This window comes from Achromobacter pestifer, from assembly GCF_902859625.1.
GTDB classification, from domain to species: Bacteria; Pseudomonadota; Gammaproteobacteria; order Burkholderiales; family Burkholderiaceae_B; genus Achromobacter; species Achromobacter pestifer.
In genome coordinates, this window is record NZ_CADIJX010000013.1 from 70,882 (window position 1) to 86,659 (window position 15,778).

A 15,778-nucleotide genomic window follows, 5' to 3' on the forward strand; every position below is an offset into this window, starting at 1 on the left:
GAGCGGCTTGTGAGCACCACTGTCCATCAGGCATTTCGCGACACGGCGTCGCGCCACGGCGCCCTGCCCTTTCTATGCATCCTGCCTGAGACGGCCGAAGTCTATGGCATAGAAGCAGGCGAGCTTACCTACGGCAAGGCCGCCGACGCCATCGAAACGCTGCGCGCGGCCTATGCGCACGCCGGGTACGGCCACGGCCACCGCGCCGGCCTGCTGCTGGAGAACCGGCCCTCGTTCTTCCTGCACTGGTTTGCACTGAACGCGCTGGGCGTGTCCGTCGTGCCGATCAACCCCGACCTGCGCGCAGCGGAACTTGAATACCTGGCGGGCCACTCGGAAATCGCGCTGGCGATCGCCTTGCCGGAGCGCCACGCCGACCTGCTGGCCGCTGCCGAACGCGCCGGCCGCGCCTTGCGCGTCATGGGTCCGGATGACACGCCGCCCGCCGCGCCCTTCGCGGCCCCCTTGGGCGATTCCGCTCCCGACGAACTGAGCGAGTGCGCGCTGTTGTATACGTCCGGCACCACGGGCCGCCCCAAGGGTTGCATTCTGCCCAACCGCTATTTCCTGCATGCCGGCGGCTGGTATGCGCGCATCGGCGGCCTGGCTGCGTTGCGCCCCGGCCAAGAGCGCATGTTGACCCCGCTGCCGCTGGTCCACATGAATGCGATGGCGTATTCGGCGATGGCGATGGTGCTGACAGGCGGCTGCCTGATTCCGCTAGACCGCTTTCACCCCAAGACCTGGTGGCATACCGTGCGCGAATCCGGCGCCACCGTGCTGCACTATCTGGGCGTCATGCCCGCCATCCTGATGAAGGCGGCGCCTGCCGACAACGACCTGCAACCGGCCATCCGCTTTGGCTTTGGCGCAGGCGTGGACCGCAAGCTGCATGCCCCCTTTGAAGCGCGTTTCGGCTTCCCCTTGCTGGAAGCCTGGGCCATGACCGAAACCGGCGCGGGCGCCGTCATCATCGCCAACCAGGAACCGCGCCACATCGGCACCAGCAGCTTCGGCCGCGAAGAAGACGATGTGGAAGTGCGCATCGTGACGGATGCCGGCCAACCCGCCGCCGACGGCGAACATGGCGAGCTGCTCGTGCGGCACGCCGGCGACGACGCACGCTACGGCTTCTTCGCCGGTTACCTGAAGGACGAGGCCGCCACCACCGAGGCATGGCAGGACGGCTGGTTCCACACCGGCGATATCGTTCGCCGCGAGGCCGACGGCGCGCTGCGCTTCGTCGACCGCAAGAAAAACGTGATCCGTCGCAGCGGCGAGAACATCTCGGCCGTGGAGGTGGAAAGCGTGCTGATGCAGCACCCGCTGGTCAAGTCCGTGGCCGTCGCCGCCGTGCCTGACGCGGTGCGCGGCGACGAAGTCCTGGCCTGCGTGGTGCCGGAAACGCTGCCCGTTGGCGACGCCGCCATGGCCCAGGCGGCACGTGGCATCGTCCAATGGTGCCTGGAGCAACTGGCCTATTACAAGGCGCCCGGGTATGTGGCCTTTGTGGATAGCTTGCCGCTGACCACCACCAACAAGATCCAGCGTGGCGAAATGAAAGCGCTGGCGCCAACCCTGCCCGGCACGGCGCGTTGCGTCGACACCACCCATCTGAAGAAACGCCAGGAGGCTCCCCGATGAGCCGCCTGGGTTATGACGGCATCGTGGCGGCCTTGCCCGTCACGATCCCCTATGAACGCTATTCCACGCATGCCGCTCACTGGTGGCTGGGCCGCGCGCTGGGCGCGCTGATTCGGCAATCCGGCGTGGCCAAGACCGATGTCGACGGCCTGTGCGTGTCCAGCTTCACCCTGGCGCCCGACACCGCCGTTGGGCTGGTCCAGCATCTGGGCATGACGCCACGCTGGCTGGACCATATCCCCATGGGCGGCGCCAGCGGCGTCGCGGCATTGCGCCGCGCGGCCCGCGCCGTGCAGGCGGGCGATGCGAACATCGTGGCCTGCATCGCGGGCGACACCAACCATGTGGATTCCTTCCGCAACACGGTCAGCCAGTTCTCGCGCTTTGCACAGGACGCCGTCTACCCCTACGGCGCGGGCGGTCCCAACGCCAGCTTCGCCTTGCTGACCACGAACTACATGCGCACGTTCGGCGCCACGCGCGAAGACTTCGGCAAGCTATGCGTGGCACAACGCGACAACGCGCTGCGCTATCCGCACGCGCTCATGAAAAAGCCGCTGACACTCGCCCAGTATCTGGAGGCCCGCGTCATCACCGACCCGATCCATCTGTTCGATTGCGTGATGCCCTGCGCCGGCGCGGATGCTTTTCTGGTCATGCGCGAGGAGCAGGCGCGCGCACTGAACCTGCCGCATGCCCGCATCCTGTCCACCATCGAACGCCACAACGCCTGGATCGACGACCCGATCCAGACGCGCGGCGGCTGGACCATGGACGTGGACGAGCTTTACGGCCAGGCCAACGCCGCGCCCGCCGATATGGACTTCCTGCAAGCCTATGACGACTATCCCGTCATCAACCTGATGCAGATCGAAGACCTGGGCTTCTGCGACAAAGGCGCTGCTCCCGCGTTTGTCCGCGACAACACGTTCACGGTGGACGGCAGTTTCCCCTTCAATACCAACGGCGGCCAGTTGTCGGTCGGCCAGGCCGGCGCCGCGGGCGGCTATCTGGGCATGGTCGAAGCCTTGCGGCAGTTGACCGGCACGGCAGGCGGCACGCAGGTGGCCGACGCCCGCCTGGGTCTCGTCAGCGGCTTCGGCATGATCAATTACGACCGCGGGCTGTGCACCGCCGCGGCCATCCTGGCAAGGAGCGACGCATGACCGAGCCGCTATCCAGGCCGCCCCGGAAGAACCCGGTTGCGCGCACCCGCCAGCCCACGCTGCCACCCGGCTGGCGCAGCCGCAGCGCGCTGGGGCTGACCGCCGCCGCCGCCCTTGGCCGCTTTGACCTACAGACCTGCGCCGACTGCGGCGCGGTGCAGTACCCGCCTCGCGAGGTGTGCGGCGATTGCCTGTCCGAGCACCTGCCCTGGCGCCCAGCCGATCCGAACGGCGTGCTGCTGGTCAGCACCACCCTGCACCACAGCAACGACCTGTACTTCCGCGAACGCCTGCCCTGGCGCGTGGGCACCGTGCGCATGGACGCCGGCCCTTCCGTCGTGGCCCACGTCCACCAGGACTGCACCGACGGCGCCCGTGTGCGGCTGACGCTGAAGCTGGACCGCAGCGGCCAGGCCGTGATGATCGCTCTGCCTGAAAGGAATACCCCGAACATGGAAGACGACAAGACCCTGCGCGAAACGTCGTGCGACCCGAAGTTCCGCCGCGCGCTGGTCACGGACGGCAAGTCCGCGGTTGGCCAGGCCGTGGCGCGCGCCCTGCTGGACGCGGGCTGCCCCACCGTATTCCTGGGCGATCCGCAAGCCTGGAAGCGCGACGACGCCTTCGAGGCCCTGGCCGCCGACCCGCGCGTGCAGACCGTCACGCTGGATGTCACCGACACGGATTCCGTTGAGCGCGTGGCCGCCTCCATCGGCGGCAAGGTCGAGATCCTGGTGAACACGGCCGACCTGGAACGCGAAGGCGGCCTGCTTGACCGCAAGGACGTCAACACCGCGCGCGACGCCATGGATGTCAACGTGCTGGGACTGATGCGCCTGGCGCAGAGCTTCGGCCCGGCCCTGTGCGGCCGCGCCGCCGATGGCGTGAATAGCGCCACGGCCTGGGTCAACGTGCTGTCGATCTACGCGCACATGAACCTGCCGTCGCGCGGCATGTGGTCGGCGTCCAAGGCCGCCGCGTTGTCGCTGGCCCAATGCTTGCGCGCCGAGATGCGCGGCGCGGGCGTCCGGGTAGTGAACGTATTTCCCGGCCCCGTGGATCACGAATGGGAACAGCGCACGCCCCCGCCGCGCGTGGCCCCGGCAGCGATTGCCGCTGCCATCGTGCGCGCATTGAAGGACGGCGTTGAAGACGTTTATGTCGGCGACGTCGCGCAGGAATTCCGCGCTCGGCTGGCCGAGAACCCCAAGGGACTGGAACGGGAACTGGGCGCCTGACGCCCCGCCCGCCCCGATCAAGCACGAACCAAGAGGAGCAACAGCATGAGCCAGAACATTCTTGCCCAATTCATGACGGAACTCGTGTCGGGCCGCATTGGCCTTGTCGACCTGACCGAGACCCTGACGCCGGAATTCCCCACCATTGTGCTGCCGCCGGAATTCGGCCAGGCCTGGCCCTTCCGCATGGAGGAAATCTCGCGCTATGACGAGCGCGGGCCAGCCTGGTATTGGAACAACTTCTCTTGCTCGGAACATACCGGCACGCACTTTGACGCGCCGGCCCACTGGGTCACGGGCAAGGACCAACCCGACAACACCGTCGACACCATCCCGATCGAGTCCTTCATCGCCAGCGCCTGCGTCATCGACTGTTCGGCCGAAGCCCGCGGCAACCCGGACTTCCTCTTGACCATCGATTTCGTGAAGGCCTGGGAAGAAAAGCACGGCCGCATTCCCGCGCGTTCGTGGGTGTTGATGCGCACCGATTGGTCCAAGCGCGCCAAGCCCGCCGAATACTTGAACATGCAGGCAGACGGCGCCCATTCGCCCGGCCCGGACGCGGACGTCGTGCCCTGGTTGATCAAGGAACGCGACGTCCACGGCTTTGGCACCGAATCGGTGGGCACCGACGCGGGTCAGGCTCATCACCTGAATCCGCCCTACCCCTGCCATTACTACATGCACGGCAACAACCGCTACGGCCTGCAATGCCTGACGAACCTGGATCAGTTGCCGCCCACCGGCGCGGTGATCTTCTCGGCGCCGCTGAAGATTCGCAGCGGTTCGGGCAGCCCCTTGCGCGTGCTGGCACTGGCGCCCAAGGCCTGACCGGCCCCGGCCTCTACGAACAAAGGGATTCCATGACACAAACGAATGTTGCCCTCGTCACCGGCGGCAGCGCCGGCATCGGGGCGGAAATCTGCCGCAGCATGCTGGACGCCGGCTATGAAGTGATTTCAATGGCACGCCGTGCGGCCGACTTCAGCCATCCCCGCCTGCACAACATGCAGGTGGATCTGCTGGACGCCGACGCCACCGCGCAAGCGGGCGCGGAAGCCGCGTCCAAATTTCCCATCAGCCACGTTATCCACAACGCGGGCGTCATCTGGCCCAACCTGCTGCCGCAGGTCACGCAGGAAGAACTGCACGGCCTGACGCAAATCCATCTGGGCGCGGCGATCAGCCTGGTTCAGGCAGCGCTGCCCGGCATGCAGGAACGCAAATTCGGCCGCATCGTGATGATGTCCTCGCGCGGCGCGCTGGGGCTGCCCACGCGCACCGCCTATTCGGCCACCAAGGCCGGCATGGTCGGCATGGCGCGCACCTGGTCGCTGGAACTGGCGCCCTATGGCATCACGGTCAATGTGGTGGCGCCCGGCCCGATTCAGACGGACATGTTCTACGAAGTGATCGAGCCCGGCAGCGAACGTGAAAAGCAGCTGGCCAACGGCATTCCGGTCAAACGCCTGGGCCGTTCGGACGATGTGGCGCGCGCCGTGATGTTTTTCGCGGATCCCGCCAACAGTTTCGTCACTGGGCAGACGTTGTTTGTCTGCGGTGGCGCCAGCGTCAGTTCCATCACCATCTAAGCCCGCATTCTCACCGCCCGTTCGGGTTTTGACGGATAGGTAAGCACGGGGACCGGGTCTACAGTGCTGAGCCTTGCCCATAGAAAGTTTAAGCAACAAGTAATTCCCGCTGTTCCCCGTTTTCTCCGTTTTCCAGCCGCACGTCCATTGCTCCCTATCCGGAGGTTTTGCCATGCTGTCGAAGAAACTCCCCCTGGTCACGGTCGCCACCGTCGCCGCCCTGTTCGCCCTGCCTGCCCTGGCTCAAGTCAAGGTTGGCGTCGTCACGTCCTCCACGGGACCGACCGCGCTGGTCGGTATTCCGCAGAAGAACTCCGTGCCGCTGCTGCCCAAGAAGATCGGCGACTTGACCATCGAGTACATCTCGCTGGACGACGCCAGTGACTCCACCAACTCGGTCACCGCGTTCAAGAAGCTGATTTCCGAACAGAACGTGGACGCGCTGATCGGCCCTTCGGGTTCGCCCAACGCCATGGGCGTGATCCAGTTCGCGGCGGAAGCCGGCGTGCCGATGCTGGCGCCGGTGGGCACGGCGGCCGTCGTGCTGCCCATGAACGACCAGAAGAAATGGGTGTTCAAGACCACGCAGAACGACGACATCATCGCCCGCGCCCTGGTGGACCACATGGTCAAGACCGGCGTGAAGACGGTCGGCTTCATCGGCCTGAACGATCCTTACGGCGAAAACTGGTCCAAGGTGTTCTCGAGCCTGGCCGCCGAAAAGGGCATCAAGATCATCGCCAACGAACGCTATCTGCGCTTTGACAGCTCGGTCACGGGCCAGGCGCTGAAGATCCTGGCCGCCAAGCCGGACGCCGTGCTGATCGCCGCCCCGGGCGCAGCCAGCGTGCTGCCGCAGACCACGCTGTTCGATCAAGGCTACAAGGGCAAGTTCTACCAGACCCACGGCGCCGCGCTGCCCGACTTCCTGAAGCTGGGCGGCAAGAAGGTCGAAGGCACGGTGCTGGCCGCCAGCCTGATGCTGGTGCTGCCGGAAATGCCGGACAGCAACCCGTCCAAGAAGGTCGCCAGCGACTACATCGCGGCCTACGAGAAGCTCAATGGCTCCAAGCCCGCCACCTTCGGCGCCAACGTCTACGACGCTGGCCTGCTGCTGGAGAAGGCCGTGCCGCTGGCGGAAAAGGCCGGCAAGCCGGGCACCAAGGAATTCCGCAGCGCCTTGCGCGATGCGTTGGAGCAAACCAAGGAGCTGGTGGGCACGCAAGGCGTCTACAACATGTCCGCCGCCGACCACAGCGGCTTCGACGACCGTGGTCGCGAACTCATCACCGTGAAAGACGGCAACTGGACGCTCGTCAAGTAAGGCCTTAACCGCGACGCGAGCGGCGAAAGCCGCCCGCGTTGCGCGGGCAGTCTTCGGGCCGCCCGGCGTTTCCCGTCCCTGTCGGAATTCCGCATGAATGCTCAGATCGCCTTGATACTTGGGCAGGACGGCATCACCAACGGCGCGATCTATGCGTTGCTGGCGTTGTCGATCCTGCTGGTCTTTACCGTTACCCGCGTGCTGTTCATCCCCCAAGGCGAATTCGTCGCCTTCGGCGCGCTGACCATGGCCGCCATCCAGGGCGGCAAACCGGTGCTGCTGGTCTGGCTGCTGCTGGCGTTTGCGCTGGCCGAAGCCGTGGCCGACCTGATGTCGCGCGCCAAGCGCCCCGGTCGCGCGCGTGGCCTCTGGCGCATCGCGGCCAAGGTGATCTATCCGCTGGTGCTGGCCGCGCTGCTGTATCGGCTACCCCTGGCGCAATTGCCCATGGCGGTGCAAGCGCTGCTGACGCTGCTGCTGGTGGTGCCGATGGGCCCGCAGTTGTACCGCCTGTTCTACCAGCCCATCGCGTCGGCCTCGACGCTGGTGCTGTTGATCGTTTCCATCGCGGTCCATCTGGCGCTGGTGGGCCTGGGGCTGCTGGCCTTCGGCGCCGAAGGCGCCCGCACCGCCCCGTTCAGCGACGCCAGCCTGGCACTTGGCCCCATCAACATCAACAGCCAGGCGCTGTGGGTGGTGGCGGTGTCGGCCGTGCTGATCGTCGTGCTGTACCAGTTCTTTGAACGCTCGATGTACGGCAAGGCCTTGCGCGCCGCCGCCTTCAATCGGCTGGGCGCGCGCCTGATGGGTATTTCCCCCATCTTCGCCGGCCGAGCCACTTTCTTCCTGGCCGCGTTGATCGGCACGGTGTCGGGCATTCTGATCGCCCCCATCACCACCATGTACTTCGACTCCGGCTTCATGGTCAGCCTGAAAGGTTTCGTGGGCGCCATCATCGGCGGACTGGTCAGCTATCCGCTGGCCGCGGCCGGCGCAATCCTGGTGGGCCTGATCGAAGCGTTTTCGTCGTTCTGGGCCAGCGCCTACAAGGAAATCATCGTATTCACCCTGATCATCCCCGTGCTGCTCTGGCGCTCGCTGAAAAGCCATCACGTCGAGGAAGAAGACGAATGAACCCCCGCATCATCCTCTTCGTGTTCCTGGCGCTGCTGGCGCTGGGCCCGCTGGCCTTGCCGCCGTTCTATGTGACGCTGCTGAACTACATTGGCCTGTACGCGCTGGTCGCGCTGGGACTGGTGCTCTTGACCGGAGTCGGCGGGCTGACCAGTTTCGGGCAGGCCGCCTTCGTGGGCGTGGGCGCCTACACCACGGCGCTGCTCACCACCCGCGCCGACTCCCTGCCCACGTGGCTGGCGTGGCTGGGCGCGTCGCCCTGGCTGACCTTGCTGGCGGGGCTGGTCTTGACGCTGGTCATCGCCTATCTGCTGGGCGCGATCACGCTGAAGCTTTCCGGCCACTTCCTGCCGCTGGGCACCATCGCCTGGGGCCTGTCGCTGTACTTCGCCTTCGGTTCCGTCGAGGGCCTGGGTGGCCACACCGGTATTCCGGACATCCCCGCCATCAACCTGTTCGGCTGGTCGCTGAACCAGGGCGGCAGCATCTATTACCTGATCTGGGCATTCCTGCTGGCGGCCGTCTGGTCCACGCAGAACCTGTTGGATTCACGCGAAGGCCGCGCCATCCGCGCGCTCAAGGGCGGTCGCGTGATGGCCGAATCGATGGGAGTGGACACCGCGCGTTCGCGCATGGTGATCTTCGTCATCGCCGCGTTGCAGGCCTGCGCATCGGGTTGGCTGTATGCACACATGCAGCGCTTCGTGAACCCCAATCCCTTCGGCTTGCAGATGGGCATCGAATACCTGTTCATGACCGTCATCGGCGGCGCGGGCCAGGTCTGGGGGGCACTGGTCGGCGCAGGCGTCTTCACGGTGCTCAAGCAATGGCTGCAAGACTGGATGCCCAAGCTGCTGGGGCAGACCGGCAACTTCGAGGTCATTGTCTTCGGCTTCGGCATGGTGCTGCTGCTGCACCGCGCACGCAGCGGCCTGTGGCCGGTGCTGACGCGCTGGATACCCGTCAAGAAGGCCGTGCGCCATGTGGACATGGATGCCGAGCCGCTGCCGCGCAAACCCATGCCGCCGCGCGGCGAGGTGGTACTGCAAGCCGTGGACGTCACGCGCAAGTTCGGCGGCCTGGTCGCCAACAACGCGATGAACCTGGAGATCCGGGCCGGCGAGATCCTGGCGCTGATCGGTCCCAACGGCGCAGGCAAAAGCACGATGTTCAATCAGATATCGGGCGTGGACACGCCCACGTCGGGACAGGTCACGCTGCGGGGCCAGCCCGTGGCGGGCGCTGGCGCGCGCAAGATCGCGCGGCTGGGCCTGTCGCGCACCTTCCAGCATGTGCGCCTGCTTTCCCGCATGAGCGTGCTGGAAAACGTGGCCATCGGCGCGCATCTGCGCGGCCATCGCGGCGTGCTGCCGGCCGCCTGGCGGATGGACCGTCCCGAGGAATCCCGTCTGCTGGCCGAGGCCGCGCGCCAAGTCGAGCGCGTGGGCCTGGGCAAACATCTGCACGACGAAGCCGGTTCGCTCGCGCTGGGACAGCAACGCATCCTGGAAATCGCGCGCGCCCTGGCGTCCGACCCTTGCATTCTGCTGCTGGATGAACCCGCCGCCGGCCTGCGTTATCAAGAAAAGTGCGAACTGAGTGAATTGCTGAAGAAGCTGCGCGCCGAAGGCATGGCCATCCTGCTGGTCGAGCATGACATGGACTTCGTGATGGGCCTGGTGGACCGCGTGGTGGTCATGGACTTCGGCGAGAAGATCGCCGAGGGACTGCCCGCCGAAATCCAGCACAACCCCGCGGTGCTTGAAGCTTATCTGGGCGGAGTGGAATGATGACTGCGAATTTGCTGGAAGTGCGCGACCTGCACGTCGCCTATGACAAGGTGGAAGCCGTTTCGGGCATCAGCCTGACAGTCGGCGAAGGCCAGATCGTGACCGTGATCGGCCCGAACGGCGCAGGCAAGACCACTCTGCTGTCCGCCATCATGGGGGTCCTGCCGTCGACCGGCCAGATCGTCTTCGGCGGCAAGGCCCAAGCGCACGCCGAGATCGAGGAAATGGTGGCGGCAGGCATGAACCTGGTGCCCGAAAAGCGCGAGCTCTTTGCCGAAATGACGGTGGAAGACAACCTGATGCTGGGCGCATTCCATCGCTTTCGCTGTGGCCTGCGCGATCAGGACAAGACGCTGGCCGAAGTCTATGAGCTGTTCCCGCGCTTGAAGGAGCGGCATGCCCAACTGGCCGGCACCCTGTCTGGCGGCGAACGCCAGATGCTGGCGGTGGGCCGCGCGCTGATGGCCAAGCCACGGCTGCTGATGCTGGACGAGCCCAGCCTGGGGCTGGCGCCACGCATCGTGCGGGAAGTGTTCCGCATCGTCGCGCGGCTTCGCGAGATGGGGGTGTCCATCCTGCTGATCGAGCAAAATGCCCGCGCCGCGCTGCAAGTGGCCGATTACGCTTATGTGTTGGAAACCGGCACCGTCACGCTGGAAGGCCCGGCCGCGGAAGTGGCGGTGGATCCGCGCGTGATCGAGGTGTATCTGGGGCTGGGCCACGGCGCACCGGCCGCAACACCCGTCTGAATCCCCCGGCGTGCGTGCGTGGCCCTAGGCCACGCCGCGCCGGCGGTCGCGGCGGTACAGCGCATAGCCCACGGGCCACATCGCCGCCACCATGAACGTCGCCCACGGATTCGTCAGGCGATAGGCCTGAACCGCCGTCGGCACACCGGAATGCTTCAGATGCAGGCGGAACCGCGTGTAGCGGGCTGCCGCCATGATGAATTCTCGCGGCCGGAAGCGGAAGAATTCCAGGTGATGCTGCAACATGTCCCAGGCCAGCAGGTACAGGCCTTGCGCATTGTTGGCCACCGAAACCGCGCCCTGGCTCAGTCCGCCCGGGGTGTCGTGATAGGTGCGCACCACGCGGTTGATGAAGCGGCTGAGGTAACCCGCGCGGGCCACGGCCCACCACACCAGGCTTTCCGGCACAAAGCCGGCCACATCTTCGGGAAACGGATATTTCCTGAGAATGTCAGTGCGCATACAGCCGAATTTCTCTCCCTTGATGCGATAGCGGAAATACACGTCCACCGCCGTGCTGTCGAATACGTCCTGCGGATAGCGGTCGCCAACGATGCTGCCGTCGGGCCGGGCACACAAGCCGGTCACGGCCACGTAGGAGTCGCGCCGCGCGGGCGGGATGGCGTCCCATGCGTCTTTGAATGTGGCCAGCGCGTCGGGCGGCATCTCATCGTCGCTGTCCAGGGCAACGATCAATTGGCCGCGCGCTTCCCGCACTCCCCGGTTGAACGCGGTTTTCTTATGCTGATTGTTCTGCCAGACATAGCGGATTGGAAAATCGGCACGCGCCTGCCAATCCAGAATGGAATCGTGGGTGTTATCCGTGGAACCATCGTCCACCACCACCCATTCAAAGTCCCTGAATGTTTGCCGAGACAACGATTCGTACACCCGGTGCAACGTGCCCGCACGGTTGTAGGTGGGCGTCAGAACAGTGAAAAATGTTGGTGTATCGGTCATGCCTGCTATGCCCCTTTGCGATCTCCGTGCCACCGCTGCGGTCTTGGTCTATCTGTTTTCGCCTGAAGTGTAGGGGATATGCCTGCGCTATCCGATGCCATCGCATTCGAATTTGCAATCAAATCTGACAACCAATGCATTTTTCAGCGGATATCCCAGAATTTTGTGCATTGGGCGGCGCGCGGGAGTGGCGTAAACTCGGGCGGCCAAATCCGGAACGCCTATGGAAGCTTCGACCGTCCAGCTCAATGACATCGCCTTGTTCGTAGAGGTTGCCAAGCGCAAGAGCTTCAGCCTGGCCGCACGCGCGCTGGACATGCCCACGTCCACACTGTCGCGCCGCATCAACGAACTGGAGCGCGCGATCGGCCTGCGGCTCATCAACCGCAATACGCGCAGACTGGACCTGACCGAAGCCGGCGCTGCCTACATGCGCCGCTGCCAAGGCCTGATCGACGAGGCGCGTCTGGCGCACGAGCAGTTGCTGTCACTGTCGGGCGGCCCGTCGGGCAACCTTCGGGTATCCATGCCATATAGCCTGGCGATCTGGCTGCTGCCGGAAACCATCAACGACTTCACCGACCGCTATCCGGAAGTGGAGTGCGAATTCGACCTGAGCATGATGACGGCGTCCGATGCACAAGGCACGCCGTTCGATGTGGTGCTGCGCTTTGGCCGCAACACCGACTATCCGCTGTCCACGGCGGACTCGGCCAATGGCAACGGCGCCGCTGTCGCGCGCAACGACGGCGCCGTGGTGCAGGAACTCGTGTCCCTGGACAACTACTTGTACGCCTCCGACCGCTATCTGGAACGCTACGGCGAACCCAAGACGCCCGCCGACCTGACCCAACACCAATGCCTGCGCACGACCATCGACGACGCACATTCGCACTGGACGCTGCACAACGGCACGGTCAGCGAACGGGTGCCCGTCAGTGGCCACCTGGCCGCCAATAACATGAGCATCGCAGGCACCCTGGCCGGCCTGGATTTGGCGATCACGCGCATGCCGCACTGTCAGGCGCTGGACCCGATCATCAAGCGCAACTCGCTCAGGCGGGTGCTTGCGGGCTGGTCGGTAGACCCGATTTCCATCTATGTGGTGTATCCGTCCAGCATCCAGCCGGCCAAGACCCGGGCGTTCATGGATTTCATCCTGCCAAAGCTGGGCCCGGCCCAGGACGCGCCGTCGCCGGGTTGAATCAGCGGCGCCAGAGCGGACATGCAAAAAAATCCCCGCCAGGCTTGCACCCGGCGGGGATTTTTTTAGATCAGAAGCGTTGATTAGACGCGCTTGATCTTTTCCAGCATCTTGAACACACCCTTGGGCGACTTGACGAACAAGCGCTTGAAGGCCTTGCCCAGGCAACGGCGTTCCAGGGTGTTACGACGTACGCGTTTGCGTTCAGCCATGTTGATTCTCCAGTTGAATTCGCGGAAATGAATTTGCGAAAAAATCGCCCGCACAACCGGAAACAGGGCTGGCGGAAAAAATTCGGACAACTTGGCATTTTAGCCTGAAATGCCAAGGCTGCGCCAATTGGGCGAAAAGCAGTGCGCAGGAAGGGAACTGCCATGCGTCCCTGAATTCCCCGGCCGCCCTTTCCGCCCTTAGCCTGCCACTGATTTCAGCCGTTCCCGGACCTGTTCAGCGCGCGGCAGCGGATCAACCGCGCCATAGCCCAACGTGGATAGCGCCGCGGCCGCGTTGGCATAGCGCACGGCGTCTTCCCAGGAATCGCCCTGGCAACGCCGGGCAAGCAGGCTGCCCGCGAAGCAATCGCCCGCACCGGTGGCGTCCACCGCCTCCACGCGCAAGGCCGCGACAGGCGTCCGGGCCTGGCCGTCGTCGATGATGGAACCGTCCTTGCCCAGTTTCAGCACCACCACGCCAGCCGCCCCGCCGTCGCGGATCCAGTCCAGCGTGCGTTCGGGATCGTCGTTGCCGGTCAGGTGCTGCATGTCGTCCATGCTGGGCAGGAACAGATCGGCTTCACGCATGGCTTCGCGCAAAGTGGCGCGGGCGCGGTCCACCGGCCACAGCCGCAGGCGCAGGTTGGAATCCAGGCTGACCTGCGTGCCGGCGGCGCGCGCCCGCGCGATGGCCGCGAACACCGTATCGCAGGCGCTGGTGCTGATCGCCATGCTGATGCCCGACAGGTGCAGGAACCGGGCGCGTTCGATCAAGCCGCTGTCCAGCAGGGCCGGCGACATCAAGCTGGCGGCGGACCCCCGGCGCAGGTAGCTGAAGGCATGGCCGTCCGGGCCATGCTGCACGAAGTACAGGCCGGTATGCGCGTCGTTGTCCGTCTGCACGCCCGCCGTGTCCACGCCTTCGGAGCGCCACAAGTCCAGGAACTGCGCGCCGAAGGTGTCATTGCCCACGCGGGTCAGGTAGGCGCAACGCGCGCCTTGCCGGGCTGCGGCGATGACTGCGTTGGAGGTGTCGCCGCCAAAACCTTGCAGATATTGCAGTTGGCCCTTCTGCGTCTGGTTCAGTTCGACCAGTGGCTCGCCCAGCGCGACGATATCGAAATCAGCCATGAGCGGCCTCGCGCGTGCGGGTGATCTGCGCGACCAGCGCCGCCGTGTCGCGCGCGGCGAATGCCGCCTTGTCGTACAGATTGCTGCCGATGCCCACCAGCCCTGCGCCAGCCGCGAAATAAGCGTTCATGTTGTCTTGAGTGATGCCGCCGGTGGGGCAGAAGATGGTGTCCGGGTAGACCGACTTCAACGCAGCCAGATGCTTGGGGCCGCCGGTGTCGGCCGGGAACACCTTCACCACGTCCACGCCGGCGCGGCGCGCGGCCAGCACTTCGGTGGGGGTGAAGGCGCCCAGCAGGCACAGGGCGTCTGCCGCATGCGCCAGGTCCACGATTTCGGTCGCCAATGCGGGCGACACCAGGAAGTCGGCGCCGGCCACCAGCGCGTCACGCGCCTGGGCCTCGTCCAGCACGGTGCCCACGCCCAGCAGCAGGCTGGGGCCGTGCTTGTCGCGCAACGCGCGCACCAGGTCGGTGACACCGGGGATCGTCCAGGTCAGCTCCAGCGTGGTGCAGCCGGCCGCCACGGCAACTTCGGCGGCGTAGGCCGCGGTGGCCGCGTCCGTATAGCGCAGCACGGGCACGACCCGGGCGGCCAACAGGGCGGATAGCTTGGAGGCGATGGGAGCGGATGCGGTCATGGAATTCCTCTGAGGCTGACGGTCAGACGCCGCCGGACGATGCCGGCAGGACGGCAAGTTTGGCCGCGGCGGCATCGCGCAGCCGCAGCAAGGGATCGATATAGGCGGCTTGCGGGTCGTCGCGCCGCCGGAACAGCAAGGTACTGACGCTGACGCCCGCCACGGGCCGGCCGGCGGCATCGCATAGCGCCACGCCGTAGCAAACGATGCCGGCTTCATTTTCCTCGTTGTCCATGGCGTAGCCGCGGGCGCGGTCTGCATCCAGCACGGCGCGCAGCGCCGGCAGGCTGGTCACGGTGCCGGGCATGCGCGCCGGCAGCGGCAAATCGCGCAGCAGGCGTTCGCGCGCAGCCTCATCCAGCGCGGCCAGATAGGCTTTGCCGACCGCGCTGGAATGCAGCGCCACTGAAGCCCCCACGCGCGACACCATGCGCACCGGGCCGGGGCTTTCCAGCTTGTCGATATAGATCATTTCCTGGCCAGCCGGCACGGCCAGGTGCACGGTTTCGCCGGTAGCGTCACGCAAAGCCTGAAGATCGGGGGCCAAGGCGGCGCGCAGGTCGAACTGCGACCAGGCGCGGCTAGCCAATGACATCAGGCGCGTGCCCAGGCGGTACACGCCGCCGGTTTCAGCCACCATGCCCTGCTCGGCCAGCGCCGCCACGATCCGATAGACGGTGGGACGGGGGTATCCGCAACCGCGCGCAAGCTGGGCGGCCGTGGGCGGGTGCGGCGCGTCGGCCACCGCCTGCAACACCGTCATGAACTTGGCAAACGCCGCAGCGCCCGCGACCTTGGTTTCCGACAAGAACGTCCCCAAATGATGGCAATCAGCCATCAACAATGAATACGCAGAATTCGCAAGGCAAACAGCGCGAATGTCAGACGAATCTGCGATACTGTTTATTTGTACAGCTACTCCGCCTATTGCTGTCCATATTATGGACAGCTGACTCACAATATAGGCAATTATTCCATATCGCCGCGCTTGAAA

Annotated in this window: 15 protein-coding genes; 10 read left to right on the plus strand and 5 right to left on the minus strand. The window is 65.4% G+C overall.

Annotation, left to right across the window (positions count from 1 at the left end):
- Window positions 1-9: 9 nt before the first annotated feature.
- The 9 genes from HV753_RS28730 (at window position 10) to HV753_RS28770 (ending at window position 10,637) form a co-directional block, all read left to right on the plus strand.
- The gene (locus HV753_RS28730) at window positions 10-1,644 is read left to right on the plus strand and encodes an AMP-binding protein (RefSeq protein WP_175177968.1); all 1,635 of its coding nucleotides are present in this window, start codon (window positions 10-12) and stop codon (window positions 1,642-1,644) included.
- Window positions 1,641-2,810, plus strand: coding sequence for a thiolase family protein (locus HV753_RS28735; RefSeq protein ID WP_175177969.1), 1,170 nt, complete (start codon window positions 1,641-1,643; stop codon window positions 2,808-2,810). The genes HV753_RS28730 and HV753_RS28735 overlap by 4 nt, the downstream gene beginning before the upstream one ends.
- The gene (locus HV753_RS28740; RefSeq protein WP_175177970.1) at window positions 2,807-4,048 is read left to right on the plus strand and encodes an SDR family NAD(P)-dependent oxidoreductase; all 1,242 of its coding nucleotides are present in this window, start codon (window positions 2,807-2,809) and stop codon (window positions 4,046-4,048) included. Before HV753_RS28735 ends, HV753_RS28740 begins: the two co-directional genes overlap by 4 nt.
- 45 nt (window positions 4,049-4,093) lie before the next feature.
- Window positions 4,094-4,879, plus strand: a complete 786-nt coding sequence (locus tag HV753_RS28745) for a cyclase family protein (RefSeq protein WP_175177971.1) — start codon at window positions 4,094-4,096, stop codon at window positions 4,877-4,879.
- Window positions 4,880-4,911: 32 nt separating this feature from the next.
- On the plus strand, window positions 4,912-5,640 hold the full coding sequence (locus HV753_RS28750) for an SDR family NAD(P)-dependent oxidoreductase (protein WP_175177972.1): 729 nt from the start codon (window positions 4,912-4,914) through the stop codon (window positions 5,638-5,640).
- A 172-nt stretch (window positions 5,641-5,812) separates the two neighbouring features.
- Entirely contained in the window at window positions 5,813-6,964 is a 1,152-nt protein-coding gene (locus HV753_RS28755) for an ABC transporter substrate-binding protein (RefSeq protein ID WP_175177973.1), read from the plus strand.
- Between the two features lie 93 nt (window positions 6,965-7,057).
- Complete coding sequence (locus HV753_RS28760; protein WP_175177974.1) at window positions 7,058-8,098, plus strand: branched-chain amino acid ABC transporter permease; 1,041 nt, start codon at window positions 7,058-7,060, stop codon at window positions 8,096-8,098.
- Entirely contained in the window at window positions 8,095-9,888 is a 1,794-nt protein-coding gene (locus tag HV753_RS28765; protein ID WP_175177975.1) for a branched-chain amino acid ABC transporter ATP-binding protein/permease, read from the plus strand. The genes HV753_RS28760 and HV753_RS28765 overlap by 4 nt, the downstream gene beginning before the upstream one ends.
- Window positions 9,888-10,637 (plus strand): ABC transporter ATP-binding protein, encoded by a 750-nt coding sequence (locus tag HV753_RS28770; protein WP_175177976.1) that lies wholly within the window; start codon window positions 9,888-9,890, stop codon window positions 10,635-10,637. Before HV753_RS28765 ends, HV753_RS28770 begins: the two co-directional genes overlap by 1 nt.
- A 24-nt stretch (window positions 10,638-10,661) precedes the next feature.
- Here HV753_RS28770 and HV753_RS28775 read toward each other — a convergent pair whose 3' ends face one another.
- Complete coding sequence (locus HV753_RS28775; RefSeq protein ID WP_175177977.1) at window positions 10,662-11,597, minus strand: glycosyltransferase family 2 protein; 936 nt, start codon at window positions 11,595-11,597, stop codon at window positions 10,662-10,664.
- Between the two features lie 223 nt (window positions 11,598-11,820).
- Between HV753_RS28775 and HV753_RS28780 the strand changes: the two genes are divergently transcribed.
- Window positions 11,821-12,801: a LysR family transcriptional regulator gene (locus tag HV753_RS28780; RefSeq protein ID WP_175177978.1), complete on the plus strand. Its 981-nt coding sequence runs from the start codon at window positions 11,821-11,823 to the stop codon at window positions 12,799-12,801.
- 83 nt (window positions 12,802-12,884) lie between these two features.
- On the opposite strand, the gene HV753_RS31310 is transcribed toward HV753_RS28780, so the two are convergent.
- The 4 genes from HV753_RS31310 to HV753_RS28795 all read right to left on the minus strand — a co-directional run bounded on the left by HV753_RS31310 (window position 12,885) and on the right by HV753_RS28795 (window position 15,592).
- Window positions 12,885-13,013 carry a hypothetical protein gene (locus tag HV753_RS31310; RefSeq protein WP_006226408.1) on the minus strand — a complete coding sequence of 43 codons (129 nt, stop codon included), beginning with the start codon at window positions 13,011-13,013 and terminating at the stop codon, window positions 12,885-12,887.
- A 198-nt stretch (window positions 13,014-13,211) separates the two neighbouring features.
- On the minus strand, window positions 13,212-14,144 hold the full coding sequence (locus HV753_RS28785) for a sugar kinase (RefSeq protein WP_175177979.1): 933 nt from the start codon (window positions 14,142-14,144) through the stop codon (window positions 13,212-13,214).
- Window positions 14,137-14,784 (minus strand): bifunctional 4-hydroxy-2-oxoglutarate aldolase/2-dehydro-3-deoxy-phosphogluconate aldolase, encoded by a 648-nt coding sequence (locus HV753_RS28790; protein WP_175177980.1) that lies wholly within the window; start codon window positions 14,782-14,784, stop codon window positions 14,137-14,139. The genes HV753_RS28785 and HV753_RS28790 overlap by 8 nt, the downstream gene beginning before the upstream one ends.
- Before the next feature lie 22 nt (window positions 14,785-14,806).
- Entirely contained in the window at window positions 14,807-15,592 is a 786-nt protein-coding gene (locus HV753_RS28795) for an IclR family transcriptional regulator (protein ID WP_246288418.1), read from the minus strand.
- Window positions 15,593-15,778 lie beyond the last annotated feature (186 nt).